Consider the following 26,200-nt stretch of genomic DNA (forward strand, 5'->3'; position numbering starts at 1 on the left):
TCCCGCTTCGGTTAAATCGATGACCGTGTCGTCCAAACCGCTGGAGGAAATCTTCAGCCGCATCCGCGCCGCCCAGATGATGGTGATGGTGCTCGAGGACGGCGAAGAGGCAGGCGGCGACCTTGTGATGGCGGGCGAAAAGGTCACGCCCGATCACATCAACTTCATGGCGCGCAACGCGCGCGGCGTGGTCTCGGTCGCGCTGACCGAGCGCCGGATGCGCGAGCTGGGTATCCCGCTGGTCACCCCGCTGCAAGGCGAGGCCGTCGCCGAGCAGGCCGGCGTGCTGGTCGAGGCGCGCGAGGGTGTCACGACTGGAATTTCCGCCCACGATCGCGCGCGCACCATCGCAGTGCTGGCCTCGGACAAGAGCGGGCCGCAGGATATCGTGATGCCCGGGCACGTGCTGCCGTTGATGGCGCTGAGCGGCGGCGTGATGATGCGGCTGGGACGGGCCGAGGGCGCGGTGGATCTGATGCGGGCGGCCGGGATGCGTCCGTGCGCGGCCCTGTGCGCGATCCTGCGCGAGGACGGAGAAGCGGCCTCGCTGCCCGAGCTGCGCGAATTCGCCGAGACTCACTCGCTGCCGATCGTGTTCATCAAGGACCTCGTGTCGTACCGGTTGACCAGCGAGCTGCTGGTCCAGCGGGTTGCTGACCTCGACTTTTCGCTCGACGGCGGCGAGTGCAAGGCGGTGGTCTTCCGCAGCACGGTTGACGGCCGCGAGCATCTGGCGCTGGTCAAGGGCAACGTCGGCGGCGGGCGCCCGGCGCTGGTCCGGCTCCATTCGCAATGCCTGACCGGCGACGTGTTCGGCTCAAGCCGCTGCGACTGCGGTGAGCAGCTGCGCGAGTCGCTCGAACGGATCATGGCCGCCGATGCCGGAGTGATCATCTACCTTCATCAGGAGGGACGCGGCATCGGGCTGGGCAACAAGATCAAGGCCTACGCGCTCCAGGACCAGGGGCTCGACACGGTCGAGGCTAATCTGCAGCTCGGCTTCAAGGAGGACCTGCGCGATTATGGTATCGGAGCGCAGATTCTGCGCGACCTCGGAGTCGGCGAGGCGCGCCTGTTGACCAACAATCCGCACAAGATCGAAAGCCTCCAGCGCTACGGCGTGCGCGTAAGCCGCGTACCGCTCGAAGTCACGCCGCACCAGGGTAATATCGAATATCTGCGCACCAAGAAGGAGAAGCTCGGCCATCTCTTCTCCAGGCTGAAGGTCATCACGTAAAGCGCGTATCCCGCGATGCGCCCGGCGCTTTCGGCGGCCGCTTCGCGGACGCTCGAGCGCAGGCGGAGCGGTCAGGGGCCGGCGGTTTCAAGGCCATGGGACTTAGACATCTGGGGCGTGAGCTTGCGCTCAAGGCCCTTTATCAGATCGATATTCGCGGCGGCGCGTCGCGCGAGGATTTGCTCCTGCTGTTCGAGAGCTTCGAGGCTGACGAGCGCGCGCGCAAGTTCGCCGCGCAACTGGTCGAGGGCGTCGAGCGCGAGCATGCAGCGCTCGATCGCCATCTTGCTGACGTCCTGGAGCATTGGTCGATCGGACGGCTGTCGCGCGTCGATCACAACATTCTGCGTATCGCGCTCTACGAGCTGCTGTGGATGGGAGATATTCCGGCGCGGGTCACGATGGACGAGGCGATCGAGCTGGCCAAGCGCTACGGCGACCAGGAATCGGGGCGTTTCGTCAACGGCGTGCTCGACGAGCTGGCCGAGCGTCTGCATCTGAGGCACAAAGGCGAGGAGCGGGACGTTGGGAAGGCGGATTAGCTGCGCATTAGGATGGATGCTGGGTGCGTTGTGGCTGGCGGGCTGCGGCTACCAGTTCGCCGCCTCGGGCAGCGGATTGCCCAAGGATTCCAAGACCATCTACGTCGCCCACTTCAGCAACACCTCGCGCTTTACCGGCGTCAACGACGAGTTCATGCGCTACCTCAAGGACGAGGTCGCCGAGCACAAGCGCCTGCAGTTGGTCGATGATCCCAAGCAGGCCGACCTCGTGCTCTCGGGCAGCATCCTGCGCGTGGACACGATGCCGGTGGGCTTCAACGGCGCCTTGGAGGCGAGCATCTATCAGCAGTTCATGGTCGTCCAGGCCCAATTGAGCGATCGCAAAAGCAAGCAGGTTCTGTGGAGCAATGTGATCAACAGCTACGATCAGTTTCCCACCGTTTCTTCCACGGTTATCACCACCTCGCCCGAGTTTCTCCAGCAGAACATGCGCTCGCAGGATATCGCCAAACTTCCCGATCTCCAGGTGGCACAGACCCAGCAGGGGTTTTCGCGCCAACAGATGATGACCCACATGGCGAAGGAGATTTACGCCTCGATGTCCGAGGGCTTCTAGCGCGCACGCGGCCGGGGAGCGTGCTCGCGCTGCGGCAACGGTAGGCGATGGCGGTTGAGACGGCGCTGGCGGTGCTGCGTGCGGGCGAGCGCGCGTCGCTCGCCGCGGCGATCGTGATCAGCGGGCCGCAGGCCTTTCTGCGCGAGTACCTTTTCGACAGCGTGCGCCGGCGGCTGCTCGGCCGCGGGATGCGCTACCGAGGCTTCCAGGTCGGCGGCGGCGACGGCTTCGGGCAAGTGCTCGCCGAATTGCGCGAGGCCGACCTGTTCGCGCCTGTGCGGATGGTCGCCTGCCGCGTCCTGCGCTCGCATCGCGGAGGCGGCGAGAGCGAAGAGGATGAGGCTGCCGACGGTGGCGGCGGACGCGGAGGCGTCGCGGGCGGCGAAGCGGCCCTGGCCGAGGCGCTCGAAGCGATGCGGCCGCCGAGCGCGCTGGTGGTGCTCTACGATCGCGACTCAGCGCCCGCGCGGATTCGCCGCGCGGTCGAACGCAACGGCCTTCACATCAATTGCCTGCGCCCGTTCGACAACCAACTTGCGCAGTACGCCGAAGCGTTTGCCCGCGACGCGCAGCTGCGGCTGGCGTCCGGCGTTGCCGACCTCCTCGTCTCGCGCCACGCGGGCGATTTGGCGGCAATCGCCAACACGCTGGCCAAGGCGGCGATCCGCTGCGAGCCCGGGGCTACCCTGAAGGCCGACGACCTGGTCGAACCGGCAGCCGCCCGGATACCCGAAGTGTTCGACCTTGCCGAAGCGATCTCCAGCGGGCGCGCGTCGGCGGCGTTTACGATTCTCCAACGCGCGCTCGCAGTCGGCCGCGATCCGCTCGAATTGCTCTCGGTGGAAATAATTCCGCTGATGCGGCGGATGATGCTGGCGGTCACGATGGCGGCGCAGCGCCAGAGCGCGGCGCAGATCGCCGCGGCGCTCGGGTTTTCGCCGGCAAGTCCGCTCGCCCAGCGCGCGATCGAGGGCGCGCGCCGCTTCGGCCTCGCCCGTCTGAGCGCGGCCTATCGGAAGGCGGCCGACCTGGACGCCGGCTTCAAGAACGGCCGTTTCAAGGCGCGCTCCGAGGCACTCGCCGCGTTGCTGCTCGAGCTGTTTGTTTCGGCCACGGCTGCTTAAGGAGGATATTCGTGCGGTGCATGTGCGGGCGGTTTCTCTCGCCGGCCGGCGCACGGACTGCCAGCGCAGGAGCACTTTTGAGGCAGCGGGGCGCCGCAGGCGCCCTAGCTATCTAGCGGGCATGGAGGGGCAAGAACTGCTGTGCCGCCGTTCAGGCCTTGGCGGCGGCGTGATGATTGCGATGGAGCGCGCGCGAGAGCCGTGCGACCTTGCGTGCGACGGTATTGCGATGCAGGGTGCCCTTGCTGGCGGCCTTATAGAGGGCGCTCGTTGCCTTGCGCAACTCGAGCTCGGCGGCCTGCGCGTCGGCGGCTTCGATCGCTTTAGCGGCCTGCTTCACCGCAGTGTGCACGCGGCTCTTGATCGCGCGGTTGCGCTCGTAGCGCTTGAGGCTCTGACGATGGCGCTTTTCGGCCGACGGATGAACGGGAATATGTGGCATGACCCGATCTAGCTAACAGCGGCGCGCGGCCCGGTCAATACGGCCTGCGGCCGAGGATCGTCAATCCGCTGCGCCGCCGCGCGCGCGCCGCTTGGCTTCCTGCCACAGTCGCTCCATTTCATCGGGCGCAAGCGCCGGCAGCGCGAGCTTGCGCTCGGCCGCGATACGTTCGACCGTCTTGAAGCGTTCGACGAACTTATCGCAGGCCCGGCGCAGGGTCGCTTCGGCGTCGTGCCCGATAAAGCGCGGCGCATTGGCGAGCGCCAGCAGCGCGTCGCCCAGCTCCTCCGCCGCGCCCTCGCGCTCGCCGCGCTCAAGCGCCGCGCGCGCCTCTTGGAGCTCCTCGGCGACCTTGTCGAGCACCGCCGCCGCGTCAGGCCAGTCCATCCCGGCCTCGCGCGCCCGCGCGCCCAGCTTCTGCGCGCGTGTCAGCGCCGGCAGCGCGCGCGCGACGCCCTCGAGCGCCGACTGCGCGCCCGCGGCGGCGCGCTCGTCGCGTTTGAGCTGGTTCCATCGCGCGATGACCTCGTCCGCGCTGGCCGCCGGAGCACCGGCATAGACGTGCGGATGGCGCCGCACGAGCTTGTCACGCGCGTGTACCAGCATCGCCGCGATGCTCAGCCGGTCGGCCTCTTCCGCGATGTTCGCGGCGAACAGCACCTGGACCAGTAGATCGCCGAGCTCGTCGATCAGTTCGCGATCGCTGCCGTCCTCGATGGCGCCCACGGTCTCGTAGGCCTCTTCGAGCAGATGCCTCGACGAGCTTGCGAGCGTCTGCTCGCGATCCCATGGGCACTTGCGCCGAAGCTCCCGCACCACCTTCAGCAGTGCGAGAAATTCTTGGGCGGCCTTGCGAGTCGGCGCGTCGCCCATCTGCTCAACTGCTTCCGCTGTTCCCTAGAGCGTGATCAGCGGCTGCACGACTTTGTCGAGCAGGAACCGGGAAAGGTCGCGGATGCCGTCCACTGTAATCTCGTGGCCGCAGTCGTACTCGCGGTAGGCAAGGGGCAACTTGAGCGCGCGCAGCCGTTCGACCGACTGGCGCGCGCGAGTGATGTCGATCATGTCGTCGGCGCGCCCGTGCTGGACCAGGGCCGGCATCTGCGCAAGCGCCTCGGGATTGCGCGCATACTCCGCCAGTTCCTGCGGAAACCAGGTCGAAAGCGCGGCGAGCGCGGCAAACCGCTCAGGGTAGCGCAGGGCCAGGTTGTAGGCCATCACGCCGCCCTGGCTGAAACCCATCACCACCAGCTTGCGCCGATCGATCGGGTAGCGTTCGACCGCCGCCTCAACGAAGCGAATCAGCCGTTCGGCCGCGGCGCCCATCGCTTCGAGATCGGGCGGCGCGCCCATCCGCAACTGATACCATCCGTAGCCGTTGACCGCGCCGATCGCGACTTCGACCGGTCCCTGCGGACACAGCATCAGACAGCGCCCGTCGGCGACGTACGGCGCGAGGCCCAGGAGGTCGAGCGCGCTCGAGCCCCATCCGTGCATCGCCAGGATGGCGGGATGCGGGCCATCACCCGCCGGCTCGAAGATGGCGTGAATCAGGTCCATGGCGAAGCCTCCTCGGCGCGCTACAGGCGCATCATAGACCGCCGCCGTCGAGCGCTGCCAGTTCCGCCGCGCCGCATTTGTTCAGAACTGTTCGCGCACGGGCTATCTTAGCTGGCTGTGCTCGCCACGGATCGGATGCGGGCGCGGACACGGAACGAGATGTACCGGATCAATAGGGTGGCGGCGTGGGCCCGCCAATTGTGGCGTGCGGCGCAGAGCGCCGGGCGATGGCGGCGTGCCGTTGCGACGGCGGCGCTCGTGGCGATCGCGACGGCGGCCCTTGCGGGCGTGTGCGCGGCGGTGCCGATCCAGCTCGCCACGCCCGCCCAACCGGCCAGCGGCAAGCTGCCAGGTCTTGTGTCGGGCCTGTTGCTGCTCGCGCTGCTCGGCTACTCGTTCTATCTCTACGCCGCCCCGCTACTGAAGACGCAGCGTGCCGAACTCGCCCGCGCGCTGGCGCTGCTGGCGGCGATCGCCGCGGTCAAGTTCGCGCTGCTTCCGCTGTTCGCAGGCTACTCCAACGATATCTCGAGTTACGAATCATGGGCGCTCGAGATAGTGGCGCGGGGGCCGGCGCGCATCTACCGCGCCGGCTACTTCCTCGATTATCCGCCCGGCTATCTCTACGCGCTGTGGCTGATGGGCCTCGTCGCCTCGGCGCTCCACGCCTCGGGCGTCGCGCTAAAGATGATCGTACAGGCGCCGGCGCTGATGGCCGACTTTGCGCTTGCCGCGGTGGCTTTCGTTCTGGTCCGCCGGACGCGTCCCGCGCGCCCCGTTGCCGCCCGCGTCGCCCTGCTGCTGGTCGCTCTCAACCCCGCTCTCCTGTACGACACGGTGGTTTGGGGCCAGACCGACTCGGTGATGGCGAGCGTACTGATGTTGAGCGCCGCGCTCGCGCTCGACGACGAGTTCGAGCTGGCGTGGGCGCTCGCCACCGTCGGCGTGCTGGTCAAGCCGCAGGCGCTGATGTTCGTGCCGGTGCTGGGATGGTGGACGGTGCTGCGCGCGCCGCAGTGGCAATGGTGGCGCGCCGCGGCGGCCGCAGTGGTGACGGCGGTGGTCGGCGTTGTGCCGTTCCAGCTCGGCCATCCGTGGTACTGGGTTTTCGAGCTTTACCATTCGACGGCGGCTTACTACCACGAGACCTCGGTCAACGCGTTCAACCTGCTCGCGCTGCTTGGCGGGTTGCGCAAGCCCGATAGCGATACGCTCGCCGGCGTGTCGTATTTCGCGTTGGGAATGTCGCTGCTGATGCCGCTGTACGCATTCGTGGGCTGGCGTCTGTGGCGGGACCGCAGCGCGCACGGCCTCCTCTACGGATGCTTCGGCGCGCTGTTCGGCTTCTTCATGCTCGCGCCGCGAATGCACGAGCGCTACCTCTATGCGGCGCTCGTCTTCGCCGCACCGCTGGCGGTCGAGAGCGCCGAGATGGCGGCGGTGTTCGCAATTCTCACGCTCACCTGCTTGTTCAACCTCGCCTACGTGCTGCACGCGCTGAAGACGGTCGTGTTTCTAGACTCGCGCGACGCTCTTGCGATGGCGGCTGCGGCGATCAACGTCCTCGCGCTCGCGCTCACCGCCGACTACGGATTCGCGGCGGTCGCATCCGAAAAAGCCAGCGGCGCCGAGCGCGTTTCGAGCGCGGCGGGCTCGTCTGGTGGACCGCTCTGGCGGCGGATAACGGCTCAGATGCCGGGCGCCAGCGCGGCGCCGGCGTCGGGCGTTATGGGCGAGGCTGCGCCTGCGCCGCCCGTTCGCATCGAGCGTGAGCCGACGGCGGCGATGCGGTCGATCCCGTGGCTAGGGGCTGACACAGTGATTATCGCGGGGCTGGTCGCGGTCGCCGCGGCCACCCGCCTGTGGCATCTCGGCTACCCGCCCGAGATCGTCTTCGACGAGGTGCACTTCGTCGCCCAGGCGCGCCACTACATCCGCGCCGAGCCGTTCCTCGATCCCCATCCGCCGCTCGCCAAGCTGGTGATCACCGCTGGTATCCTACTTTTCGGCGACCATCCGTGGAGCTGGCGTATTGGCAACGCCATTCTTGGCACACTGCTCGTCGCGCTGACCTTCCTGCTGGGGCGGCGGATGTTTGCCTCGCGGCTGGCGGCAGCACTGGCCGCCGCGTTCATCACCTGCGACGGGATGTACCTCGTCGATTCGCGCATCGCCGTGATCGACATCGTCTATCTCACCTTCGCCGCCTGGTCATACCTGCTGCTGTTCCGTTTCGCCCAAGGCCAGGAGGAAGTAGATCGGCGGCGGACGCTGGCCGCGATGGGCGTGACACTGGGATTGTGCGTAGGCTCGAAGCTCTACGTTCCGGCCGTCGCGTTCCTGCTGTGCCTGGGCTTCATGATTTACTTCATCGTCCGCCGGGAGCATGCCACGGCGCCGGCCGAGCGCAACCGCCGCGTTGCCGGCGCGGTGCTGCTGGTGGGCGCGCTCAGCACCATTTTCTACATAGGGGTTTTTATTCCCCATTATGCCCTTGGATGGTGGCGCGGGATCGCGGACCTCTTCCAGTACTACAAGGACGTGGTCTGGTACGAGAGGAGCGTCGCCCAGGCGACCCATCCGTACGCTTCGCCATGGTGGAGCTGGCCGCTGATGCTGCGGCCGATCGCCTACTGGCAGAACTTCCCGCCGCAGGGCAAGGTGGCGACGATCTGGGGCGGCGGCAATCCGCTACTGTGGTGGGGTGCGCTTACGGCCATCACCATCACGGCGGTGCGCGCGCTCGAGCGCCCCAGCCCGGCGCGGGTCTTTCTCGTCCTCGGCTACCTCGGAAATCTGGTGATCTGGATGCCGGTCGGTCGCACGCTGTTCCTGTATCACTACATGCCGTCGATCTACATCGGCTACCTGGCGCTCGCCGTCGTTCTCGCTGACGCCTGGAAGGGTGAGGCCGAGATGTGGGAATGCGCGGCGCTGGTGCTCACGATGGTGCCGGCGGTGATCCTCGGGATGGGCGGCTGGCAGGGGCAGGCGACGGGTGCCCTGTTGGTCGTCTTCGCCTGCTACCTGGTCGCGGCCGAGCTGGGCGCGGGCATCGAGCCGCCGCGCTGGGCGCCGCGGCTGGTCGCCGTGGGCTTCGTCGGCATGGCGACGGTCCTGTTCATCTACTATTTCCCAGTATGGACCGGGATCCCGATTGAGCGCGCGGGGTATTACGCAAGGATGTGGCTCAAGGGGCCGGGCCTGCGCAACTGGATATAGCGCTAGCGGGGATCATGAGCGCGCCGAACAGCCGTACAAGCGCCGCCGCCTTGTTCGCGATTGCGCTCGTCGCGTCGCTCGTTGCCTGGCTCTGCCCGCCAACGGCATGCGGCGCCGACGCCAGTCCCGCGGCGACGGTTAGGGGAACCGCGGCGGTGCAAGCGTTGCCCGGCGGGCCCAATCTGCTCGCCAATTCCGACCTGACACGCGGCGCCGGCAAGTCGCCTGATCATTGGCGCACCGGCGGATGGAAGGAAGCGCCTACGGTCACGGGCTACGACTGGCTGCATTCGACGGGCAGCGAGCCGGAGCTGGTAGTCACTAACTTCCAACCCAACGACGCGCGCTGGATCCAATCGCTCAGCCTTGGCCCCGGATGGTACTACGTCAGCGCCGAGGTGCGCACCGAGGAGGTGCCGTCCAACGCAACTGGCGCAACCGTCAGCCTCGACGAGGACGGAATAAATTCCACTGACTTGCGCGGCACCACCGATTGGCGCCGGCTCGGCTTCTACCTCAGGGTTGGCGCGCATGGCGCCGACGTCGACGTCGCCCTGCGCTTGGGCAACTTCGGCAGCCTGAACAGCGGCCGTGCCTTCTTCCGCAAGCCGAGCGTGGTCAGAGTTGCCGCGCCGCCGCCCGAGGCGACGCCGGTTTACGACCTCGCCGCGGTGCGCAAGGCCGAAGCCGCACCGCCGGTCGGCCGTTTCTGGACGCTGATCGCGACGTTCGTGCTACTCGGAATCCTGACCGTAGTAGGGTGGAACCTTTACGGCGCGGACGAGCGCGCGACGGCGGCGCCGCCGCCGCGCGCCGAGCGACGGCGCCGGTCGGGCGACGGCGGCCGGCGCAAGGTCGGGCGCTGACGCGTACAAGTCGGTGACGACGCGCGCCCGCCGATCCCTGAGGATTAACGCCCGAGCACGGCCACGAGGCCTTTATCCCTGCTGCGGCAGCAGTCCGGCGCGCGTAACCTCGCGCCGCTCGCTTTTGTCCAGCGCCTCGGCCGCCCTGGACAGCGGGAAGGTCGCATCGCACATCTCCCTGTACGGATAACGGTCGATGTGCGCGGAGAGGAAGTCGAGCGCCTTCTTGAGATAGTGCGGCGGATACATTACGACGCCGATTACTTCGAGCGACTTGAAGGTCACCCGCCACGGTGCGATTGGGGCCGTGAGCTGCGGCGAGATGTTGCCGATTTCGATCACGCGGCCGCCGACCGAGGCGAGTTCAAGCGCATCGATGAACGCCTCGGGAACGCCCGCGACTTCGAGCACGACGTCGGGCGTGGCGCCGAGGATCTCGCGGATACGCTTCTGGCGCGCTTCCGAAGTCGGGTACTTGCGCAAATCGATCGTCGCGTCAGCGCCGAACCGGGCCGCCTCGTCGAGGCGGCGGTCAACACCATCGATTGCGATCACGTAGGCGCCGCGCGCCTTGGCAATCGCCATCGCATGCAGTCCCAGCCCGCCCGCGCCGAGCACCACCAGGCTCTCGCCGTAACGCAGCCGGCCGCGGTCGAGTCCCCAGTATACCTGCGACATCGCGCAGTTGGCCGACGAGGCGATGAGATCGGGGACGTTGTCGGGCACGCGGTAGAAATTCTGCGCGGCGCGCACGATGTAATGGGTGGCGAAGGTCGCGGTGAAATGCGGCGGTTCGCTCGGATGACGCACGCCGAAGACCTTGTTGACGCAGGCCGCCTGGTTGCCGACCACGCAGTTGGCGCATCGGTTGCACACCGAGTAATAGACCGGCGCGATCCGATCGCCTGCCTTCACCGGCACGCCCGCCCAGTCGGTCTTCACTCCATCGCCGAGCGCCATGATCCGTCCGGCCATCTCGTGCCCGGGCATGATCCCGTGGCGGCCGCCAAATTCGCCCCGCCACATATGGACTTCGGAGCCGCATACGTTGGTCTGAGTGACTTCGGCGATAAGTCCGCCCGGCGGGGGCGGCGGAACCTCGTGCTCGAAAAACTCAATCTTGTGGCCGGTGGGAATAAAGGCGACCTTTCCCTTCATCGCGATGCTTCTCCTGCGTTGGGCGCAACGGCAATGGTCCGCGCGCGCCCCGTTGATGGCATCGGTTTCGCCCGCCGATGGGCGAATGTCAAGCGCGCGCCGGGGTCAATCGGTCGGCGCGGCAAAGGTCGGCCGCTTCATCTGAGCCGCTTCGGCGACGATCTCCTGGAGCAGGCGCGCTTCGGACTTGCCGCGCGAGACGCATTGCACGTCGGTCATCGGATGCAGCGGAATGTGGAGCGGAGCGCTGAACGTCGCCTGTACCGCGACCGTGCTCGCCTCGCGCCCGTTGGGCTTGACTTCGAAGTTGTAGACCGCCGTTGCCGCGTCGTTGGGTTCAGCCGCGTACTTGCCGACGATGCCTTTGAGATTGCCGCAGTCGGCGTCGTCCAGCGTGAAGCGGTTGGTCTCGGTCTCGATTATGCCGTGGTTGGGATCCTCGGCATTGATGTGCAGCTTATTCTTGCGGATCACGGCATGCACCGCGTCCCAGGCCAGGTCGTAGGGCTGATCGAGCGCGACCTTGTTTTTGTTCGGCGGCGGCGGCGCCTGGGTCGGCGGATAGAAGCATCCCGCGCTCGCGAGGAGGGCGAGCGTTGCGGCCTTCAGCGCCAGGCGTGCGGCCCGCAGCGGCGTTGCGCCCGCCGCCGGCGCGGTGATCGAGCCAGTGTGAACGCGATTCATCCTGTCCCACGTCCTCGCAGTCCGAGCCTGGCCCGCGGCCGGGGCTCCGTCGCTCCATTGAACGGACAAAGCGTACGCGGTGCAACGGTTGCACGGCACGCGAGCCTTGAAGAGCTATCGGCCCGGCAATCGCTCCCCCGTGATGCGCCGATGTGGTAGGCTCGGCGCGGGACCGCTGCCCGTAGGCGGGCGAGTCCGCGAGGGCGCATCAATGTCAGGTCATTCCAAGTGGAGTTCGATCAAGCATAAGAAGGCCGCGCGCGACGCCAAGCGCGGCAAGCTCTTCACCAAGCTCATCAAGGAAATCACGATCGCAGCCCGCCTCGGCGGCGGCGACCTCAATTCCAACCCGCGCCTGCGTGCAGCGGTGACGGCGGCGCGCGCGCAATCGATGCCCAACGACAATATCGAGCGCGCGATCAAGAAGGGCACCGGCGAGCTGGGCGGCGGCCAGCTCGAAGAGGTCGTGTATGAAGGCTACGGCCCAGGCGGCGTGGCGGTGATCGTTGACGTGCTCACCGACAACCGCAACCGGGTGGTCGCCGAGCTGCGCTTCATCTTTTCGCGCCACGGCGGCAACCTCGGCGAGGCGGGATGCGTCGCGTGGATGTTCAAGAAGCGCGGCGTCGTCACCATCGACAAGGGCGTGGTCGACGAGGACCGCCTGATGGAGGTCGCGCTGGAGGCCGGCGCCGACGACGTCACCTCCGACAACGACAGCTTCCAGGTCCTGACCGCTCCCGAGAAGTTCGCCGCAGTGCGCGACGCGATCGAGAAGGCCGGCATCCCGATCGCGAGTGCCGAGGTGTCGCGCCATCCCGACAACACCGTGCGCGTCTCGGGCCATACCGCGGAACAGGTGCTCAAGCTGATGGAGGAGCTCGAGGACCACGACGAGGTCCAGAGCGTTTCCTCCAACTTCGATATCAGCGACGAGGAGATGGCGCAGTACTCGGCGGCCTAACCTGATGCGGCACGCGGGCGCACGCGCCCCGCGCTAGGAGGTGGCGGTGATGCGGGTGATAGGGGTGGACCCGGGCAACGTGGCTACCGGGTTCGGCGTGATCGAGGGCGTCCCCTCGAAACCCGTGCATATCGCGGCGGGCACGATTCGCCCGCCGACGGCGCTGCGCGGCGGCCCGCGGCTCAAATCGATTCACGACCGCCTGCTCGGGCTCATCGACGAGTACGCGCCGGCCGCGATGAGCCTGGAACGCAGTTTCGTCGCCGCCAACGTGCAGAGCGCCTTTCGCCTCGGCGAGGCGCGCGCGGTCGCGATGCTCGCGGCGGCGGAGCGCGGGCTGGCGCTTTACGAATACACTCCCAACGACGTCAAGGTGACCGTCGCCGGCTACGGCCACGCCGACAAAGCGCAGATCGGCTACATGGTGCGGCGCACGCTTGCGCTGGGCGACGGGGTTGAGCTGGATGCCGACGCCGCCGACGCCCTGGCGATCGCGCTGTGTCATCTGTATCGCGCGCCGGCGCAACTGATGGCGGCGGCGGCGCAGGCGAGTAGCCGCCGGCGCAGGGCGCTTGCGGGAGGCGCGCGATGATCGCGAGCCTGAGCGGCCGGCTTAGGGAGCGCCAGGCGGGCAGAGCGGTGGTCGAAACCGCGGGTGTCGGCTACGAGGTCTTCATCCCGCTGTCGACCTACTACCGGCTGCCCGCGCCGGGCGCGCCCGTCGCGCTGGACGTGCGGATGGTGGTGCGCGAGGAGTCGCTAACCCTCTACGGCTTTTCCACCGCGGCCGAGAAGCAGGCCTTCGACCTGCTGATGCTGGTGCAGCACGTCGGGCCCAAGCTGGCGCTTGCTATCCTGTCGGTGCTCTCGCCCGACGAGCTGGTCAGTGCGATCGCACACGAGGACGTCGAGCGGCTCGACGCCGTGCCGGGGGTCGGCGCCAAGGTCGCTGAGCGCGTGGTGCGCGAGCTGCGCGACAAGATCGGCGAGCTGAGGACGGCCGCCGCAGAGCGAATCGAGCAGGCTAATGGCGCCGCCGATGGCCGGGCGGCGGGGGCGAGCGAGATCGACGACGCCGTCTCGGCGCTGGTCAATCTCGGCTACAAGCCCGTCGAGGCGCGCCGCGCGGTGGACGCCGCGGCACGCGCGGCCGGCGACGCGCCGCGCGCACTGGAAGCGATTATCCGCGAGTCGCTCGCGATATTGCTGGGTGAAAGGTAAGGCGAACAAAACAGGGGCCGACGCCGCCGACGCCGCCCGCCTCGCCGCACCCGGCGCGAGCGACGAAGAGCGCGCAATCGACCTCTCGCTGCGCCCGCGCGCGCTCGACGAGTTCGTCGGTCAGGGGCGTATCCGCAAGGTCCTCGGGATGTCGATCCAGGCGGCGCGCCAGCGCGCAGAGGTCCTCGACCACGTCCTCTTTTCCGGCCCTCCGGGCTTGGGCAAGACCTCGCTCGCCCACATCATCGCGCGCGAGCTCGGGGTCAACGTGCGCGCGACCTCGGGCCCGGCGATCGAGCGCGCCGGCGACCTCGCCGCGATCGTCAGCGGGCTCGAGGAGCACGACGTGCTCTTTATCGACGAAATCCATCGCCTCGCCCGCCCGGTCGAGGAGGTGCTGTACCCGGCGATGGAGGACTTCGAGCTCAATATCGTGGTCGGTAAGGGGATGGGCGCGCGGACGATGCCGCTGGCGGTCAAGCCGTTCACGCTGGTCGGCGCGACCACGCGCGCCGGCCTGCTGAGCTCGCCGCTGCGCGACCGTTTCGGCCAACATTTCCATCTTGAGTTCTACAGCCACGCCGAGCTGACCGAGATCGTGACGCGCTCGGCGCGCCTGCTCGGCGTGCGAATCGACGCCGAGGGCGCGCAGGAAATCGCCGCCCGCTCGCGCGGCACGCCGCGAATTGCCAACCGTATCCTGCGGCGCGTGCGCGACTTTGCCCAGGTCAACGAGGCGGCGACGGTGACGCGCGAGGTCGCGCTCGGCGCGCTCGAACTGCTCGAGATCGACGCCTGCGGCTTCGACCGGATGGATCGTGCGATCCTGGCCGCGGTTATCGACGTCTTCGACGGCGGGCCGGTGGGTGTCGAGAGCCTGGCGGCCGCGGTCGGCGAGGAGCCCGACACGATCGAGGAGGTATACGAGCCCTACTTGCTCCAGGAGGGCTTCATCTCGCGTACCGCGCGCGGGCGCGTCGCGACCCAGCGCGCCTACGGCCATCTCGGCCGCACCCGCCGCGGCACTTTGCTCTGAACCGGTTCGCTTGTTTTTGAGCCAGCGGGCCGGCTTCCGTGCCCGCCGATCGTTGGCCAGCCGAGGCGCGCCGCTTACGCCGAGGGCACCGGCGGAGCCAGCGAATGGCGGCAGCCGTGACAGGGATCTTTCATTCTGATTGCCTCGGCGCTGATCGCGATCGTCGGCGGATCGCCGTCGCCGACCTTGGTGCTGACGTGGATGATCGCGTCAACGTTGTTGCCCCAGCGCGCGATCGCCATCTGGCGCAGCTTCTCGTTGATGTAGTCAGTATCGATCGTTTCGCCGTTGAGCGGATCGCTGTAGCTCAGGTCGCCGAGCTTGTCGTAGGGCCGCTGGATGCCGCCGGTGTAGATCAGGATACGCCCGTGGTCTTCCTGGATTACGCGCTCGCGCTCCGCCTGGCGCTCGGCTCGGCGCTGCTGCACGTAGGTCTGGCATGCGGAGATGCATAGCGTGACGGCGACCAGGATTGCGCCCAGCTCGAGCGCGCGACGGCGCCTTATCAGATTGCGCGACGGACAGATAACGTATCGGGCTCGCATGCCAGGGACGTTCCGCGGGATCAGTCGGGGACCGGCATCCTGCTGGTCGGCGCTAACGTCGGAGAGGCGTGGTTGTGGCGGCAGTACGAGCAGTTGCCCGTCACCTGGACCGCCTCGCCGCTGACCGTCATCGTGGTCGCGTCGGCGCCGACCTTGCTGCTGATATGAATCACGGCGTCGACCTGGCGGCCCCATCTGGCGATCGCCATTTCGCGCAGCTTCTGGTTGATGTGGGTGCTGTCGATCGCATCGGGCGAGAGCGGTTCGGTGTAACTGAGTTCACCGAGCTTCTGGTAGGGGTCGTCGATGCCGCCGGTGGACATCAGGATGCGCTGGCGGTCGAGCATCGTGTTGCCCTGCTGGATCTGCTCCTGCGAAAGCACCTGCTGCTGTTGCTGGTAGGCCTGGCAGCCCGCGAGCGCAACCGCCAGGGCCGCCATAAAAGCCGCAACCGGGGAAAAATGCCGCATGGATTCGTCCGCGGGGTCGGCGTTGAAGCCGTCAGATCAGCTCATTGACGCCGGCGCCTGTTCTTCGGCGCGCTGTTGCTCCGGCGGTCCATCGCCTTGCGTCCGTAATGCAGCACTGCCTGACGCACGACGAGCGCCAGCACGATTACAAGCCCGAGTCTCACCCACATTGACCAATCAAGCTGCACGGGTCACGCTCCGCCAATTTAACTAGCGCGAAGGCGCAGGCTGCGAAAGACGCCGGCGCCCGCATCCCCGGCTCAACGCGGGCCGCTGTGCAGGACGCCCGCGCGCTCCAGTTCGGCGATCTTTTCGGCGCTGTAGCCGAGATGGCGCTGGAGAATCTCGCGATTATGCTGGCCCAGCGTCGGCGCCTCCAGTGGCAGGAACCCGGGGAAAGCCGAGAACCGCAGCGGGAAACCCGGCGCATCAAACTCGCCGAAGATCGGATCGCTCAGGCGCCGCACGGTCTGGCGCGCCCGCAGGTGGGGATGGTTGACGGCCTGATCGATCGACAGCACCGGGGCGACTGGAATGCGCGCCTGATGCAGCGCGTCCATCGCGGCGGCGTCGCTCGGCGTGCTCGCCAGCCAATGCTCGATCACGCCGACGACTTCTTCGCGATGCTCCAGGCGCAGTGCGTTGGTCTTGAAGCGTGGATCGTCGGCCAGCTCCGGCCGGCCCATCACCTTGCATAGCGCGGCCCACTGATGGTCGAGGAAGGCCATTACGATCAGGTAGCCGTCCTTGCTCCGGAAGACGCCGGTGGGGCAGATCTGCGGATGGTGCACGCCGGAGCGTTTGGGGTTAATCGCGCCGTCGCTCGCGCTGAATATCTGCACGTTCATTTCCTGGCAGTGGAAGTAAGCGTCGAGGATCGAAATGTCGAGGTACTGGCCGACGCCGGTGCGCTCGCGATGGAGAAGGGCGGCGACGATGGCGCCCATCGCATGCGCCCCGGTGGAGACATCACCCAACCCGAGCATCGGGATCGCCGGCGGCCCGTTGGGATCGCCGATCATGTGGGTCACCGCGGCGTAGGCCTGCGCGATATAGTCGTAGCCCGGCTCGGAGGAGAGCGGCCCGGTCTGGCCGAAAGCCGACACCGAGCACATGATGATCCGCGCGTTGAGCGCTCGCACCGCCGGATAGTCGAAGCCCATGCGCTTGATCACGCCCGGCGCGAAGTTCTCGACCACCACGTCAACCTTGGGGATGAGCCGCTCGATTATCGCGCGGCCTTCGGGCGCTTTTGCGTCCACGCACAGGCTTTTCTTACCGCGGTTCTGCTGGATGTAATAGGCGCTCCGGCCGTCGCGGATATAGGGGAAGCCGCGCGAGAAGTCGCCATTGGGCGCCAGTTCGACCTTGATTATCTCGGCGCCCATTTCGGCCATCAGCCGGGTCACCGTCGGCCCCGCCAGGACCTGGGTAAAGTCGAGCACCTTGTAGCCGTCGAGCACGTGGCGCAGGCCGCCGTTCGCCATCGCTTTTCCTCCGTCGTGTTGTTGACTTTTCTATCAGGGCCCCGGTGCAACCCGGACCGTCCCGCTGGTCTGGCTTCCGTCGGGCGGGCATTTTAATTGTGTCGGCGCTCGGTTAGAAACGGTTGGAGAGTTGTGATGTATTTTCAGGTTGGTTCGACAAAGCGGTGGCCGCGATCGCACCATCCGGCCTTGGCGCTCGTCTTGGGGGCGCTGGCCGCCTTTGGATGGGGATGCGCGCGCGTGCAGGTACATGCGCCGGTCGCGACCGCTACCCAGATGGGCGACTACATGCTGCCGGCCAAAGCGCCAGACTGCGCGATGCCGGTCCTGGGTGCGACGCCCCAGCGAGACTTCCATCAGGTCGCGATCGTCGAGGTCTATGCTGATCGCTCAGCCACAGATAGCGAATTGCGCACGCTGCTTCAGCGCAAGGCCTGCGAGGTCGGCGCCGACGCGCTCGTGATTACCGCGCAGGGTGAGCAGAAGGAGGGCGAGAAGATCAAAGGCGCCGCCGCCGGGCAGCCCAACATCGGCCCCGGTTCCGAGGATCCCCAGTACGGCCCCAAGCACCATCCGGTGGTCGGCGAAGTAGGCCACGCCGAGCGCTACATGGGCGGTATCGCGATCGTTTATCCCAAGCAGGGCGCCGCGTCCGGAGCTACCTCCAGCGCCGTGCGATAGGGCGTGGGCGGCGTCGCGGACGGGTCTGGCCTTTCAGCGAATCCAAGGCGGTCCGGTGTCCTCGTGCGGCCGAACAAGAGTTTCGAACCTAGATGATTTTTGGTGGGCAGGGAGTGAATCGAACACTCGACACGAAGATTTTCAGTCTTCTGCTCTACCGACTGAGCTACCTGCCCACCGGCGCGGCCCGAGCTGCTCGCGGGCGGCGGCGGTCTTATTGGTACCCGTCCCGCGACGCCCTTGCAACAGCGCGATTGCTGCCGCCGGCCCGCGCAATCCAACGCCGGCTAGCGGTCGAGCGCGGTTACGCGCTCCTCGACGAAGTCGATCACGCGCGCCTCTAGGTTGACGCCGTCGAGGCGGTCAATCTCCTGCACTCCGGTGGGCGAGGTCACGTTGACCTCGGTGAGGTAGTTGCCGATGATGTCGAGCCCGACGAAGTACAGCCCATCGCGCTCCAATCGCGGCCGCAGCATTCGGCAGATCTCGCGGTCGCGTGCGGTGATCTCGGCCCTGACGCAGTTGCCACCGACGTGGATATTGCCGCGGTTCTCGTCGTCGCGCGGCACCCGCAGCGTGCATCCCAGCGGCTCGCCGTTGAGCGCGATCAGCCGCTTGTCGCCGTCGCGCACCTCGGGCAGATAACGCTGCGCCATGATCAGGCGCGAGCCGAAGCGGGTGACCGCCTCGAGGATGGCGTTGAGGTTGCGGTCCTCGGCCGAGGCCAAAAACACACTCTCGCCGCCGTGCCCGTCGAGCGGCTTGACGATCATCCGCCCGCCCTGTTCGATCATGAATTTTTTCAGCCGGCCGAGGTCCTGGGTGACAAGCGTGGGCGGAATCGCGCCGGGAAAGTTGAGCGCGTAAAGCTTCTCGTTGGCCTCGCGCAGGCCCGCGGGACGGTTGAGCACGAAGGTGCGCCGACTGTCGGCGAGGCTCAGCAGCATCGTCGCGTAGAGGTAGTCGGCGTCGGCCGGCGGGTCCTTGCGCATGAAGATCGCGTGGAACTCCTCGAGCGCGTACTCGGCGCCGTCGTCGCAGAAGCGGTAATGCGGCGTCGCACGCCTGACCTCGCATCGCCGCGCCCGCGCGAACGCGCGATGGCCGGCGGCGAAGAGGTCGCGCAGGGCGACGAAGTAAATCTCGTGGCCGCGCGTCAGCGCCTCGAGCATGAAGACGAACGTGGTGTCCTTGTCAGGCAGCACGCCCTCGAGCGGATCCATCACAAAGGCGAATTTGTAAGCCACCGGTCAGCCTTCTCCGCCAGTTTCCCAAAGCGCGTCGGCCGCGATACTGAGCGCGGCCAGCGCCGCCGTTTCGCTGCGCAACCGGCGCGGCCCGAGCCCCGCCTCGACGAAGCCCGCGGCGCGCGCCGCCGCAAGCTCGCCGTCGGTGAAGTCGCCCTCCGGACCGCATAAAAGCAGCAGCGAGCGCGGCCGCGTCGCGCGCACCAGCGCGCCGAGCGGGCGCGCGCCAGCGCGCAGGAGCACACAGAGCCTGCCCCCGCCGGCGCACCGGATCAAGTCTTCGATCCCGAGCGGGGCGCGAACCTCGAGCGCGCGCGGCGCCGGGCTCTGTTTGGCCGCTGCAGTCGCCAGCCGGCGCCATCGCGCAAGCCGCTCGGCACCCGCCCCGCGCGCGACGCCGCGTGCGCACACTATCGGCCACAGCTCGGCGGCGCCGAGTTCGGCCGCCTTCTCGACCATAAAATCCATGCGCGGACCCTTGATTATTGCGGCCGCGAGGATCAGGCCCGCCAGCGCCTTGGCGGGGCGCGGCGGCGCCGCGGCGACCTCGATAACTGCCTGCCGCGCCTCAAATTCTCGAATCCGTCCCGCATACTCGACGCCGCGCTCGTCGAATAGCGCGACCTCGGCGCCCGGCTCAAGCCGCATCACGTCGCGCATGTGATGAAGCTCGGCACCCTCAACGCGGGCGAATGCGCCGTCAATCGCCCCGGACGAGACCGCGAAGCGCGGGGGCCGTTTCATCGCGCGAGCACCAGCGTGGCCCATCCGCGATCGCGCCGCCTGGCGACGAGCCGAAGCTCGGGGCGGAAGCTGGCGAGCAGCCCCGGCACCTCGCGGCTGAGAATTCCGCCGAGCACCAGGAGTCCGTCGCGCGTCAGCAGCCGTTTGAGCGCCGCCGCCATCGCGGCCAGCGTCGAGCTCAGGATATTAGCCGTCACCAGATCAAACCGTCCGCACAGGCGCGCTACCGGCGTCGCCGAAAAGCGGATCGTCCGCCCCGTCGAGTTGAGCGCCGCGTTCTCGCGCGCATTGTCTAGCGCGGCTTCGTCGATGTCGATGGCTGTGACGCGTGCGATGCCCAGCAGCCGCATCGCGATTGCGAGGATGCCGGATCCGGTGCCGACGTCGAGTGAGTTTCTGAAGCGCCGCCCGGCGCACAGCGCCTCCAGCGCGCGCAGCGCGCCGTAGGTTGTCGGATGATGGCCGGTGCCGAATCCCTGGCCCGGATTGATAACGACGCGCAGGCGGCAGCCGTCTTCCACGCTGCGGCCGGCTCGCGTCTCCCACGGCGGAACGATGAGCAGGCGACGGCCGACGCTGAGCGGTGCAAAGCGCGCCTTCCATGCGGTTGCCCATCCGGGGTCGGCAACACGCCGCAGACGCGGCGCACGATCGTTTCCGGCAAGCATCCCGGCCGCCGCCATCGTGCGGCGGATGGTGCGTAGTCGCGCAGAACTGAGGTGCTCGAAGTACGCTTCCAGCCCGACCGTGGTGCGGCGGCCGACGACGCGGTGGTCGCCGCTGACCGCGCATCCGAGCGCGCCGTGCGCGACCAGCACGCCCGCCGCCTCGTCGGCAATGGCGGCCGGTGTCGTGAAGGCGACGCGCACGTAGCTTTGCGTCTCCGCCCGCCCGCGCGCGGGCGCCTGCTTGCGGCTGGTTCTCATCGCAACCTCAAGAATAAGGGATCGTGGCGCGCCTTTACGAGTAGGCTTTCGCCTGTGGAAACCCGCCGGTGTTCGAATTTGCCCGCGGGGCCGCCGCGCGGGTACACTCGCGCGCAGAGGGGCAGGGTCTGGTTCGACTGGGTACGGGGCGGACGATGCTGACCATCGCCCATCGCGGGGCCAGCGGCGACTACCCGGAAAACACGCTTAGGGCATTCCTGGCCGCACTCGAGGCCGGCGCCGACATGTGCGAGTTCGACGTCCGGATGAGCCGCGACGGCGAGGTGGTCGTAATCCACGACGCCACGGTGCGTCGCACGACCGGCGGCCGCGGCGAGGTTGCGGCGATGGAGCTTGCGGCGCTGAAACGATTGGACGCGGGCGCCCGCTTTGGCGCGCGCTTTCGCGGCGAGCGGATCCCGACGCTCGACGAGGTGGCGGTGGCGCTTGGCGGTCGATGCGGGATGAATATTGAGCTCAAGGCAAGCGGGCTCGAACGCGCGGTATGCGAGATCGTGCGCCGGCACGACGCGATCGGCAGCACGGTGGTATCCAGCTTCGAGTGGAATCAGCTCAGGCTCGTTGCCGAGGCAGAGCCGCGGATCCGTATCGCACTACTTGCGAGCGGCGACCGGCTTGCGATGATTGAAGCGGCGGCCGCGATGCGCGCGTACGCGGTCGCGCCGCGCTTCGACCTGGTGCGGCCGGAGCTCTGCGCCGAGGCGCATCGGCGCGGCCTTCGGGTCCTGACCTGGACGGTGGACCGGCGGCGCGCGATGCGGCGGCTTATCGCGGCCGGCGTGGATGGCATAATGACGAACTATCCAGAGCGCTTGCGCCGAGTGCTGGGAACCTGATGGCGCGCTATTCCGACGCCAAGATCGAAGAGGTCCGCAACCGCGCCGATATCGTCGAGGTCATCGGAGCGCAGGTGCGGTTGCGCCGCGCGGGCCGCAACTTCGTCGGCCTCTGTCCTTTTCACAGCGAGAAGACGCCGTCGTTCTCGGTCAACGCCGAGCGCGGATTCTTCCACTGCTTCGGATGCGGTGCCGGCGGCAGCGTATTCAACTTCATCATGCGCACCGAGGGCTTGAGCTTCCCGGAGGCGGTCGAATCGCTCGCGCGGCGCTACGGCGTGGCGCTTCCCGCAAGCGGGGGCGAGGCGGGGCCAGGCAGGAGCGAGCGCGAGGCGGCGCTGCGCGCCAACCAGGTCGCCGCCGATTTCTTCGAGCATGTGTTGTGGAAGACGCCCGAGGGCGCGTCGGCGCGCGACTACCTGGTGCGCCGCGGTCTCAGCGTCGAGACCGCGCGGACCTTCAAGCTCGGCTTCGCCCCCGACCGCCAGGCCAATCTGGCGGGCGCGCTGGAGCGGCGCGGGTTGCTCAAGGCGGCGGCGACGGTCGGCCTGGTCCGCCAGGACGCCGGCGGCGCACGCGACCTGTTTCGTGGGCGGCTGATGTTTCCGATCCGCGACACGCAGGGACGCGCGATCGCGTTTGGCGGACGAGTGCTCGACCAGCGCCTGCCCAAGTACATCAACTCGCCCGAATCGCCGCTCTACTCCAAGGCGCGCAGTCTGTACGGGCTTTACGAAGCGCGCGCGGCGATCGCCAAGGCTGACCGCGCGATCGTGGTCGAAGGCTATCTCGACGCGATCACGGTATGGCAGGCTGGGTTCGAGGAAACGGTCGCGAGCCTCGGCACGGCGCTCACGGTCGACCAGCTACGGCTGCTCGGGCGCCATACGCGCAACGTTCTTGCCTGCTTCGACGGCGACGCGGCGGGACGCAAGGCGTCGCTGCGCGCACTGGAGATATTTCTCGCGGCGGGGATGCTCGGGCGCGGCATCTTCCTCCCAGCCGGCTTTGATCCAGACACGTTCGTCAAGGAGCGCGGTGCGGCGGCGTTCGGCGAATTGGTCGATTCGGCCGGGCTGCTGGTCGACTACTATATCGCCGAGCAGGCGGCGCGGGCGCGCGGCTCGCTGGAAGCGCGTGCGCGTGCGGCGCAGGAGGTCGCTGGACTTTTGCGCCAGGTGCAGAACGCCTTCGAGTTTGATCTGCTCGCGCGCAGGGCGGCCGACGCGCTGGGCGTGAGCGAGGAGCTGCTGCGCGCGCAGGCTCGGCGCGCGGGGCGCGGGGTATCCGACGCGGCGCGCCCCGGACGCGCCAGGGCCCCCGCAAGCGTCGAGAGCGCCGGTGTTTTCGACGGCGCGGCGGCTGCGGAGGTCGCCCTGCTCGCGGTCGCGTTGCTCCATCCGCAGCTTCGTGGCGAGCTCGCCGCGCACGCCGAAATGTTCGAGGACGCCGCGCTAGCGGCGACGTTCGCCCAAGTGTGCGCCAGCGACGAACCGCCAGCGGCGCTGGAAGCCGGCGTCATCCAGCGTCTGGACGAAGCGCTACGCTCAAGGCTAAGCGCGCTCGCCGTCGGCCCGCTGCTCGATACCTTCGAGCAGGCGCGGATGCTGGCGCACGACTACGCCGAGGCGCTGGCGCGGCGCGTCCGCCGGCGCGCGCTGGAAGCGCGGCGGCGGGCGGCGCAGGGCGCGGCGAGCGCCGAGGAGGCGGCGGCCGCGGCGCAGGAGCTGATCGCCCTGCGCCGCGGCGGCGGTTGAACGCAATGTCGCCATGCTGCATCCAGTATTGCGAACGTCGGATGAAAATTGCGGCGCAGATTTGGTTCAAACTCCCCTTAAATGTACGCGCGAAAGTTGGTACGATGGTGATAGCCTGATGCGCTCGCAAGGGCCCATAGCTCAGTCCGGTTCAGAGCTGCCGGCTCATAACCGGCTGGTCCCAGGTTCAAATCCTGGTGGGCCCATACCCATTAACAGACGGGCACGATTCGGTTTGCGTCCGCTGCGCGAAGAGCGCGGCGCCTGTTGTCGAGCGCCGCGACGCGCCAATCGGCCCGCATCCCACGGAGGCGGAATTGCGTGAAGAGATAGCCCGGCTGATGGCCCTGCAGACCATCGACCGGCACTTGCAGGAGCTCGAGCAAGCGTTGTCTTCGGTCGCGGGACGCGTCCACCAGCTCCGCAGCGAAATTGAAACCTCCCAGGCCGAACTCGATCGGCTCACCCAGGAAGATCAACAGGCATCCGCCGCCCGCGCCCAGCTCGAACGCGAGCTGGCCGAGGGCGAGGCGCACATCCGCAACAAACGGATGCGGCTCAACCTGGTGCGCAACGACAAGGAACTCCAGGCGCTCGGCCACGAGGTCGAGGCGTTGCGCGAGAACAACCAGCGGCTGGAAGCCGAGGTGCTGGCCGCGATGCAGGCGGCCGAGCCGCGCGGCCCGCGGATCAAGGAGCTCAGCGAGCTGATCGAGAAAAAGCGCGTCGAGCTCAAGACCGCCGAGAAGGAGATCGCTGGCGAGCTCGAGGAGCTCAAGATGTCCATCGCGCGCCAGCGCGCCGAGCGCGACAAGCAGGCGGCGCAGGTCGAGCCGGGGCTGCTTCAGCGCTACGAGATGATCTTCAGCCGGCGCGGCGGCCTGGCGGTGGCGGTGGCGAGGTCGTGCACCTGCCAGGGATGCCGGATGCGCCTGCCGCCGCAGCTTTATAACGAGATCCAGAAACACCTGCAAATCTACTTCTGCCCCAATTGCCAGAGGATCCTCTACTACGAGGGTTAGCCTCGTGAGTGACACGGGCCTTCGATCGCAGCCGAAGGACCTCGCGCGCGGTTGCTTTGGGCCGCATGATTTGAGGCGCCGTTCCGGAAGACTCCATCACCGCAGCGGTGGCCGCGAGGGTCTGGCCAGAGACTGATGCTACAATCCCAGGTGCCGGAGTGGGCCGGGCGATCGCCCCGCAAGGGGAGGAAAGTCCGGGCTCCGCAGGGCAGGGTGGCCGCTAACGGCGGCGCGGGGTGACCCGCGGAAAGTGGCACAGAAAAGACACCGCCCGCAAGGGTAAGGGTGAAATGGCGGGGTAAGAGCCCACCGGCGCGCGAGCGATCGCGCGCGCATGCTAAACCCCACCCGGAGCAAGACCAAATAGGAGGGTGAGTGGCCCGCTCGTAATCCCTCGGGTATGGTCGCTTGAGCCGGCGAGCAATCGCACGGCCCAGATGAATGATCGCCGCCCGCAAGGGCACAGAACCCGGCTTACAGGCTCACTCCGGCATCTGAGCCGCCGCTGCATCGGGCCGCGCTGACGGCGGGCGCGAGCGCTTGAGCGCCGCCTCCGGCGCGCCTTCGCGCCCCCTGACGATCGGCGATGCAAGAAGAAAATCCGCAAGCGGTCCGAGCGCGATGAGACTCGAGGTGCGCGGCCGGATCTCCGGCGCGATCACGACCGGCACGCGCGGCCCAATCTCCTCGACGAAGCGCGCCACGCGGCGCATCCCGCGACGCGCGCGCTCGCGATAGCCCTCGAGATATGCCGCGACCGCCTCCGCGCCGTCGTCCGCCGGCTTCGAGACGCCGAGCGCTTCCCGCAGCGGCGCAACTTCCTCCAGAATGCCAAGCCGCGACGTTCCCCGGCTTGCATTGCAGCTTTGCCATACCGCCTCGTCAATGAAGCGGTTGATCACGATCGCGCCCAGGTGCAGCCTCTCGGCCTCCATCTCGCCGACCAGCCGGCGCGCCTGGTGCAGCCGCTCCGGTTCGGCGGTCGTTACCAGCGCAAAGCGCACCGCGGGCGAGCGCAACAGCGCCTCGACCTTGCGCATACGCGCCGCCATCCCTCCCGTCGCGCCCGCCGCGGCGGCGAAGAACTCGGCGATCGACAACAGCATGCTGGGACCGGTGAAGCGTTCCAGCTCGCGCGCGACGAAGCGCGTCGCATGACTGGCAAGGCGCAGCGCGAGCGAGGCTGAAAGCGTGCTCGGCGCGAAGAGCAGGCGCGCGGCCTGCGAGTCGAGTAGGCGCACCAGCCGCGCCGGCGCCTGCACGAACTCGAAGGCGTGCGCGGCGGGCGGCGTATCGACGACCTGGAAGTCGAAGCGTCCGGCGCCGTGAAGATCATGCAGCGCCTCGAGCGCGGCGTAGGCGTCGGCGCCGGCGAACTGCGAGCTGAGGCTCTGGTAGAAGGGGTTGTCGAGGATGCGGCGGCGGGCGGCTGGATCGCTGACATGTTCGGCCACCATCGCGTCCCATTCGCCCTTCACGTCGAGCACCATCGCCGAGAGCTTAAGCGCTGGGTCGAGCCCTGCGGCGCGCAGGCGGCGCGGATCGAGTCGCGTCGGTTTGCCGCCCAGGCGCGCCAGGCCGAGCGCGTCGCGCAGGCGAGCCGCCGGATCGACCGTGATAACCGCGGTATTGAGCCGCGCGCGGGCGGCCGCGACGCCGAGCGCGGCGGCCATCGTGGTTTTGCCCACCCCGCCGGGGCCAAGAAGGATCAGGATCGAGTGGGGTTTGAGCAGGTCTTTCACGGGGAACCGTAGCAGGCGGACGAATCGGGCGTGCCCGGCGTCAAGATAGCAGAAGGCGACGGGCGGTGCGCTGTATCCGGCGCGCCGCG

26 protein-coding genes, 2 tRNA genes and 1 other RNA gene are annotated in these 26,200 nt (G+C 67.9%); 16 read left to right on the forward strand and 13 right to left on the reverse strand.

The genetic code is table 11. The features are described from left to right. The first annotated feature begins 19 nt into the window (after positions 1 to 19). From ribA to VFB33_14650, 4 genes are all read left to right on the forward strand, one after another. Positions 20 to 1,237: a GTP cyclohydrolase II gene (gene ribA / locus VFB33_14635; GenBank protein HZO82931.1), complete on the forward strand. Its 1,218-nt coding sequence runs from the start codon at positions 20 to 22 to the stop codon at positions 1,235 to 1,237. Between the two features lie 95 nt (positions 1,238 to 1,332). After that, positions 1,333 to 1,779, forward strand: coding sequence for a transcription antitermination factor NusB (gene nusB, locus VFB33_14640; GenBank protein HZO82932.1), 447 nt, complete (start codon positions 1,333 to 1,335; stop codon positions 1,777 to 1,779). A gap of 16 nt (positions 1,780 to 1,795) precedes the next feature. Continuing rightward, on the forward strand, positions 1,796 to 2,356 hold the full coding sequence (locus VFB33_14645) for an LptE family protein (GenBank protein HZO82933.1): 561 nt from the start codon (positions 1,796 to 1,798) through the stop codon (positions 2,354 to 2,356). A 47-nt stretch (positions 2,357 to 2,403) separates the two neighbouring features. Further along, positions 2,404 to 3,480, forward strand: coding sequence for a hypothetical protein (locus VFB33_14650; protein ID HZO82934.1), 1,077 nt, complete (start codon positions 2,404 to 2,406; stop codon positions 3,478 to 3,480). 151 nt (positions 3,481 to 3,631) lie between these two features. Here the strand turns inward: VFB33_14650 and rpsT are convergent, their stop codons facing one another. From rpsT to VFB33_14665, 3 genes are read right to left on the reverse strand one after another with little or no spacing between them, the layout of a single operon-like run. Beyond that, the gene (rpsT, locus tag VFB33_14655; GenBank protein ID HZO82935.1) at positions 3,632 to 3,922 is read right to left on the reverse strand and encodes a 30S ribosomal protein S20; all 291 of its coding nucleotides are present in this window, start codon (positions 3,920 to 3,922) and stop codon (positions 3,632 to 3,634) included. 60 nt (positions 3,923 to 3,982) lie between these two features. Then, entirely contained in the window at positions 3,983 to 4,795 is an 813-nt protein-coding gene (gene mazG / locus VFB33_14660; GenBank protein ID HZO82936.1) for a nucleoside triphosphate pyrophosphohydrolase, read from the reverse strand. A gap of 24 nt (positions 4,796 to 4,819) precedes the next feature. Then, positions 4,820 to 5,482, reverse strand: a complete 663-nt coding sequence (locus VFB33_14665) for an alpha/beta fold hydrolase (protein HZO82937.1) — start codon at positions 5,480 to 5,482, stop codon at positions 4,820 to 4,822. 159 nt (positions 5,483 to 5,641) lie between these two features. Here VFB33_14665 and VFB33_14670 point away from each other — a divergent pair, with 159 nt between their 5' ends. Both VFB33_14670 and VFB33_14675 read left to right on the forward strand, forming a co-directional pair. Continuing rightward, a complete protein-coding gene (locus VFB33_14670; protein HZO82938.1) occupies positions 5,642 to 8,704 on the forward strand; it encodes a phospholipid carrier-dependent glycosyltransferase in 3,063 nt (1,020 codons plus the stop codon). Positions 8,705 to 8,859: 155 nt separating this feature from the next. Beyond that, the gene (locus VFB33_14675) at positions 8,860 to 9,570 is read left to right on the forward strand and encodes a hypothetical protein (GenBank protein ID HZO82939.1); all 711 of its coding nucleotides are present in this window, start codon (positions 8,860 to 8,862) and stop codon (positions 9,568 to 9,570) included. Positions 9,571 to 9,642: 72 nt separating this feature from the next. On the opposite strand, the gene VFB33_14680 is transcribed toward VFB33_14675, so the two are convergent. Both VFB33_14680 and VFB33_14685 read right to left on the reverse strand, forming a co-directional pair. Then, positions 9,643 to 10,728, reverse strand: a complete 1,086-nt coding sequence (locus VFB33_14680) for a zinc-binding dehydrogenase (GenBank protein HZO82940.1) — start codon at positions 10,726 to 10,728, stop codon at positions 9,643 to 9,645. 105 nt (positions 10,729 to 10,833) lie between these two features. Further along, a complete protein-coding gene (locus VFB33_14685; GenBank protein HZO82941.1) occupies positions 10,834 to 11,412 on the reverse strand; it encodes a hypothetical protein in 579 nt (192 codons plus the stop codon). A 211-nt stretch (positions 11,413 to 11,623) separates the two neighbouring features. Between VFB33_14685 and VFB33_14690 the strand changes: the two genes are divergently transcribed. From VFB33_14690 to ruvB, 4 genes are read left to right on the forward strand one after another with little or no spacing between them, the layout of a single operon-like run. Then, positions 11,624 to 12,376 carry a YebC/PmpR family DNA-binding transcriptional regulator gene (locus tag VFB33_14690; protein HZO82942.1) on the forward strand — a complete coding sequence of 251 codons (753 nt, stop codon included), beginning with the start codon at positions 11,624 to 11,626 and terminating at the stop codon, positions 12,374 to 12,376. A gap of 49 nt (positions 12,377 to 12,425) precedes the next feature. Further along, entirely contained in the window at positions 12,426 to 12,968 is a 543-nt protein-coding gene (gene ruvC / locus VFB33_14695) for a crossover junction endodeoxyribonuclease RuvC (protein ID HZO82943.1), read from the forward strand. After that, positions 12,965 to 13,597, forward strand: coding sequence for a Holliday junction branch migration protein RuvA (ruvA, locus tag VFB33_14700; protein HZO82944.1), 633 nt, complete (start codon positions 12,965 to 12,967; stop codon positions 13,595 to 13,597). Before ruvC ends, ruvA begins: the two co-directional genes overlap by 4 nt. Next, entirely contained in the window at positions 13,587 to 14,633 is a 1,047-nt protein-coding gene (gene ruvB, locus VFB33_14705) for a Holliday junction branch migration DNA helicase RuvB (GenBank protein HZO82945.1), read from the forward strand. Before ruvA ends, ruvB begins: the two co-directional genes overlap by 11 nt. 74 nt (positions 14,634 to 14,707) lie before the next feature. On the opposite strand, the gene VFB33_14710 is transcribed toward ruvB, so the two are convergent. The 3 genes from VFB33_14710 to VFB33_14720 all read right to left on the reverse strand — a co-directional run bounded on the left by VFB33_14710 (position 14,708) and on the right by VFB33_14720 (position 17,135). After that, complete coding sequence (locus VFB33_14710) at positions 14,708 to 15,178, reverse strand: hypothetical protein (GenBank protein ID HZO82946.1); 471 nt, start codon at positions 15,176 to 15,178, stop codon at positions 14,708 to 14,710. Positions 15,179 to 15,198: 20 nt separating this feature from the next. Then, entirely contained in the window at positions 15,199 to 15,618 is a 420-nt protein-coding gene (locus VFB33_14715) for a hypothetical protein (protein HZO82947.1), read from the reverse strand. A 290-nt stretch (positions 15,619 to 15,908) separates the two neighbouring features. Continuing rightward, positions 15,909 to 17,135 carry a CoA transferase gene (locus VFB33_14720; GenBank protein ID HZO82948.1) on the reverse strand — a complete coding sequence of 409 codons (1,227 nt, stop codon included), beginning with the start codon at positions 17,133 to 17,135 and terminating at the stop codon, positions 15,909 to 15,911. A gap of 189 nt (positions 17,136 to 17,324) precedes the next feature. On the opposite strand from VFB33_14720, the gene VFB33_14725 reads away from it, so the two are divergent. Further along, positions 17,325 to 17,816 (forward strand): hypothetical protein, encoded by a 492-nt coding sequence (locus tag VFB33_14725; protein ID HZO82949.1) that lies wholly within the window; start codon positions 17,325 to 17,327, stop codon positions 17,814 to 17,816. Between the two features lie 100 nt (positions 17,817 to 17,916). Here the strand turns inward: VFB33_14725 and VFB33_14730 are convergent. The 4 genes from VFB33_14730 to VFB33_14745 all read right to left on the reverse strand — a co-directional run bounded on the left by VFB33_14730 (position 17,917) and on the right by VFB33_14745 (position 20,733). Then, a tRNA-Phe gene (locus tag VFB33_14730) sits at positions 17,917 to 17,992 on the reverse strand. 111 nt (positions 17,993 to 18,103) lie between these two features. Continuing rightward, positions 18,104 to 19,063, reverse strand: a complete 960-nt coding sequence (gene gshB / locus VFB33_14735) for a glutathione synthase (GenBank protein ID HZO82950.1) — start codon at positions 19,061 to 19,063, stop codon at positions 18,104 to 18,106. Positions 19,064 to 19,066: 3 nt separating this feature from the next. Then, positions 19,067 to 19,807, reverse strand: coding sequence for an RsmE family RNA methyltransferase (locus VFB33_14740; protein ID HZO82951.1), 741 nt, complete (start codon positions 19,805 to 19,807; stop codon positions 19,067 to 19,069). Continuing rightward, positions 19,804 to 20,733: a 50S ribosomal protein L11 methyltransferase gene (locus tag VFB33_14745; GenBank protein ID HZO82952.1), complete on the reverse strand. Its 930-nt coding sequence runs from the start codon at positions 20,731 to 20,733 to the stop codon at positions 19,804 to 19,806. Before VFB33_14745 ends, VFB33_14740 begins: the two co-directional genes overlap by 4 nt. A gap of 155 nt (positions 20,734 to 20,888) precedes the next feature. On the opposite strand from VFB33_14745, the gene VFB33_14750 reads away from it, so the two are divergent. The 5 genes from VFB33_14750 to rnpB all read left to right on the forward strand — a co-directional run bounded on the left by VFB33_14750 (position 20,889) and on the right by rnpB (position 24,862). Continuing rightward, positions 20,889 to 21,590, forward strand: a complete 702-nt coding sequence (locus VFB33_14750; GenBank protein ID HZO82953.1) for a glycerophosphodiester phosphodiesterase family protein — start codon at positions 20,889 to 20,891, stop codon at positions 21,588 to 21,590. Next, entirely contained in the window at positions 21,590 to 23,347 is a 1,758-nt protein-coding gene (gene dnaG / locus VFB33_14755) for a DNA primase (GenBank protein ID HZO82954.1), read from the forward strand. The genes VFB33_14750 and dnaG overlap by 1 nt, the downstream gene beginning before the upstream one ends. Positions 23,348 to 23,477: 130 nt before the next feature. Next, positions 23,478 to 23,553, forward strand: a tRNA-Ile gene (locus VFB33_14760). A 111-nt stretch (positions 23,554 to 23,664) separates the two neighbouring features. Continuing rightward, positions 23,665 to 24,369: a C4-type zinc ribbon domain-containing protein gene (locus tag VFB33_14765; GenBank protein ID HZO82955.1), complete on the forward strand. Its 705-nt coding sequence runs from the start codon at positions 23,665 to 23,667 to the stop codon at positions 24,367 to 24,369. A gap of 155 nt (positions 24,370 to 24,524) precedes the next feature. After that, positions 24,525 to 24,862: RNase P RNA component class A (gene rnpB / locus VFB33_14770), an RNA gene on the forward strand. On the opposite strand, the gene VFB33_14775 is transcribed toward rnpB, so the two are convergent. Next, entirely contained in the window at positions 24,852 to 26,111 is a 1,260-nt protein-coding gene (locus VFB33_14775) for an ArsA-related P-loop ATPase (GenBank protein ID HZO82956.1), read from the reverse strand. The genes rnpB and VFB33_14775 overlap by 11 nt on opposite strands. Positions 26,112 to 26,200 lie beyond the last annotated feature (89 nt).

This window comes from Candidatus Binataceae bacterium, assembly GCA_035650475.1.
GTDB lineage: Bacteria > Desulfobacterota > Binatia > Binatales > Binataceae > JAKAVN01.

What these genes read in the sequence shown, in the direction of transcription:
- ribA (HZO82931.1), top strand. Translation starts at nt 20, where the DNA reads ATGACCGTGTCGTCCAAACCGCTGGAGGAAATCTTCAGCCGCATCCGC.
- nusB (HZO82932.1), top strand. Translation starts at nt 1,333, where the DNA reads ATGGGACTTAGACATCTGGGGCGTGAGCTTGCGCTCAAGGCCCTTTAT.
- VFB33_14645 (HZO82933.1), top strand. Translation starts at nt 1,796, where the DNA reads ATGCTGGGTGCGTTGTGGCTGGCGGGCTGCGGCTACCAGTTCGCCGCC.
- VFB33_14650 (HZO82934.1), top strand. Translation starts at nt 2,404, where the DNA reads ATGGCGGTTGAGACGGCGCTGGCGGTGCTGCGTGCGGGCGAGCGCGCG.
- rpsT (HZO82935.1), bottom strand. Translation starts at nt 3,922, where the DNA reads ATGCCACATATTCCCGTTCATCCGTCGGCCGAAAAGCGCCATCGTCAG.
- mazG (HZO82936.1), bottom strand. Translation starts at nt 4,795, where the DNA reads ATGGGCGACGCGCCGACTCGCAAGGCCGCCCAAGAATTTCTCGCACTG.
- VFB33_14665 (HZO82937.1), bottom strand. Translation starts at nt 5,482, where the DNA reads ATGGACCTGATTCACGCCATCTTCGAGCCGGCGGGTGATGGCCCGCAT.
- VFB33_14670 (HZO82938.1), top strand. Translation starts at nt 5,642, where the DNA reads ATGTACCGGATCAATAGGGTGGCGGCGTGGGCCCGCCAATTGTGGCGT.
- VFB33_14680 (HZO82940.1), bottom strand. Translation starts at nt 10,728, where the DNA reads ATGAAGGGAAAGGTCGCCTTTATTCCCACCGGCCACAAGATTGAGTTT.
- VFB33_14685 (HZO82941.1), bottom strand. Translation starts at nt 11,412, where the DNA reads ATGAATCGCGTTCACACTGGCTCGATCACCGCGCCGGCGGCGGGCGCA.
- VFB33_14690 (HZO82942.1), top strand. Translation starts at nt 11,624, where the DNA reads ATGTCAGGTCATTCCAAGTGGAGTTCGATCAAGCATAAGAAGGCCGCG.
- ruvC (HZO82943.1), top strand. Translation starts at nt 12,426, where the DNA reads ATGCGGGTGATAGGGGTGGACCCGGGCAACGTGGCTACCGGGTTCGGC.
- ruvA (HZO82944.1), top strand. Translation starts at nt 12,965, where the DNA reads ATGATCGCGAGCCTGAGCGGCCGGCTTAGGGAGCGCCAGGCGGGCAGA.
- VFB33_14710 (HZO82946.1), bottom strand. Translation starts at nt 15,178, where the DNA reads ATGCGAGCCCGATACGTTATCTGTCCGTCGCGCAATCTGATAAGGCGC.
- VFB33_14715 (HZO82947.1), bottom strand. Translation starts at nt 15,618, where the DNA reads ATGGCGGCCCTGGCGGTTGCGCTCGCGGGCTGCCAGGCCTACCAGCAA.
- VFB33_14720 (HZO82948.1), bottom strand. Translation starts at nt 17,135, where the DNA reads ATGGCGAACGGCGGCCTGCGCCACGTGCTCGACGGCTACAAGGTGCTC.
- VFB33_14740 (HZO82951.1), bottom strand. Translation starts at nt 19,807, where the DNA reads ATGAAACGGCCCCCGCGCTTCGCGGTCTCGTCCGGGGCGATTGACGGC.
- VFB33_14745 (HZO82952.1), bottom strand. Translation starts at nt 20,733, where the DNA reads ATGAGAACCAGCCGCAAGCAGGCGCCCGCGCGCGGGCGGGCGGAGACG.
- VFB33_14750 (HZO82953.1), top strand. Translation starts at nt 20,889, where the DNA reads ATGCTGACCATCGCCCATCGCGGGGCCAGCGGCGACTACCCGGAAAAC.
- dnaG (HZO82954.1), top strand. Translation starts at nt 21,590, where the DNA reads ATGGCGCGCTATTCCGACGCCAAGATCGAAGAGGTCCGCAACCGCGCC.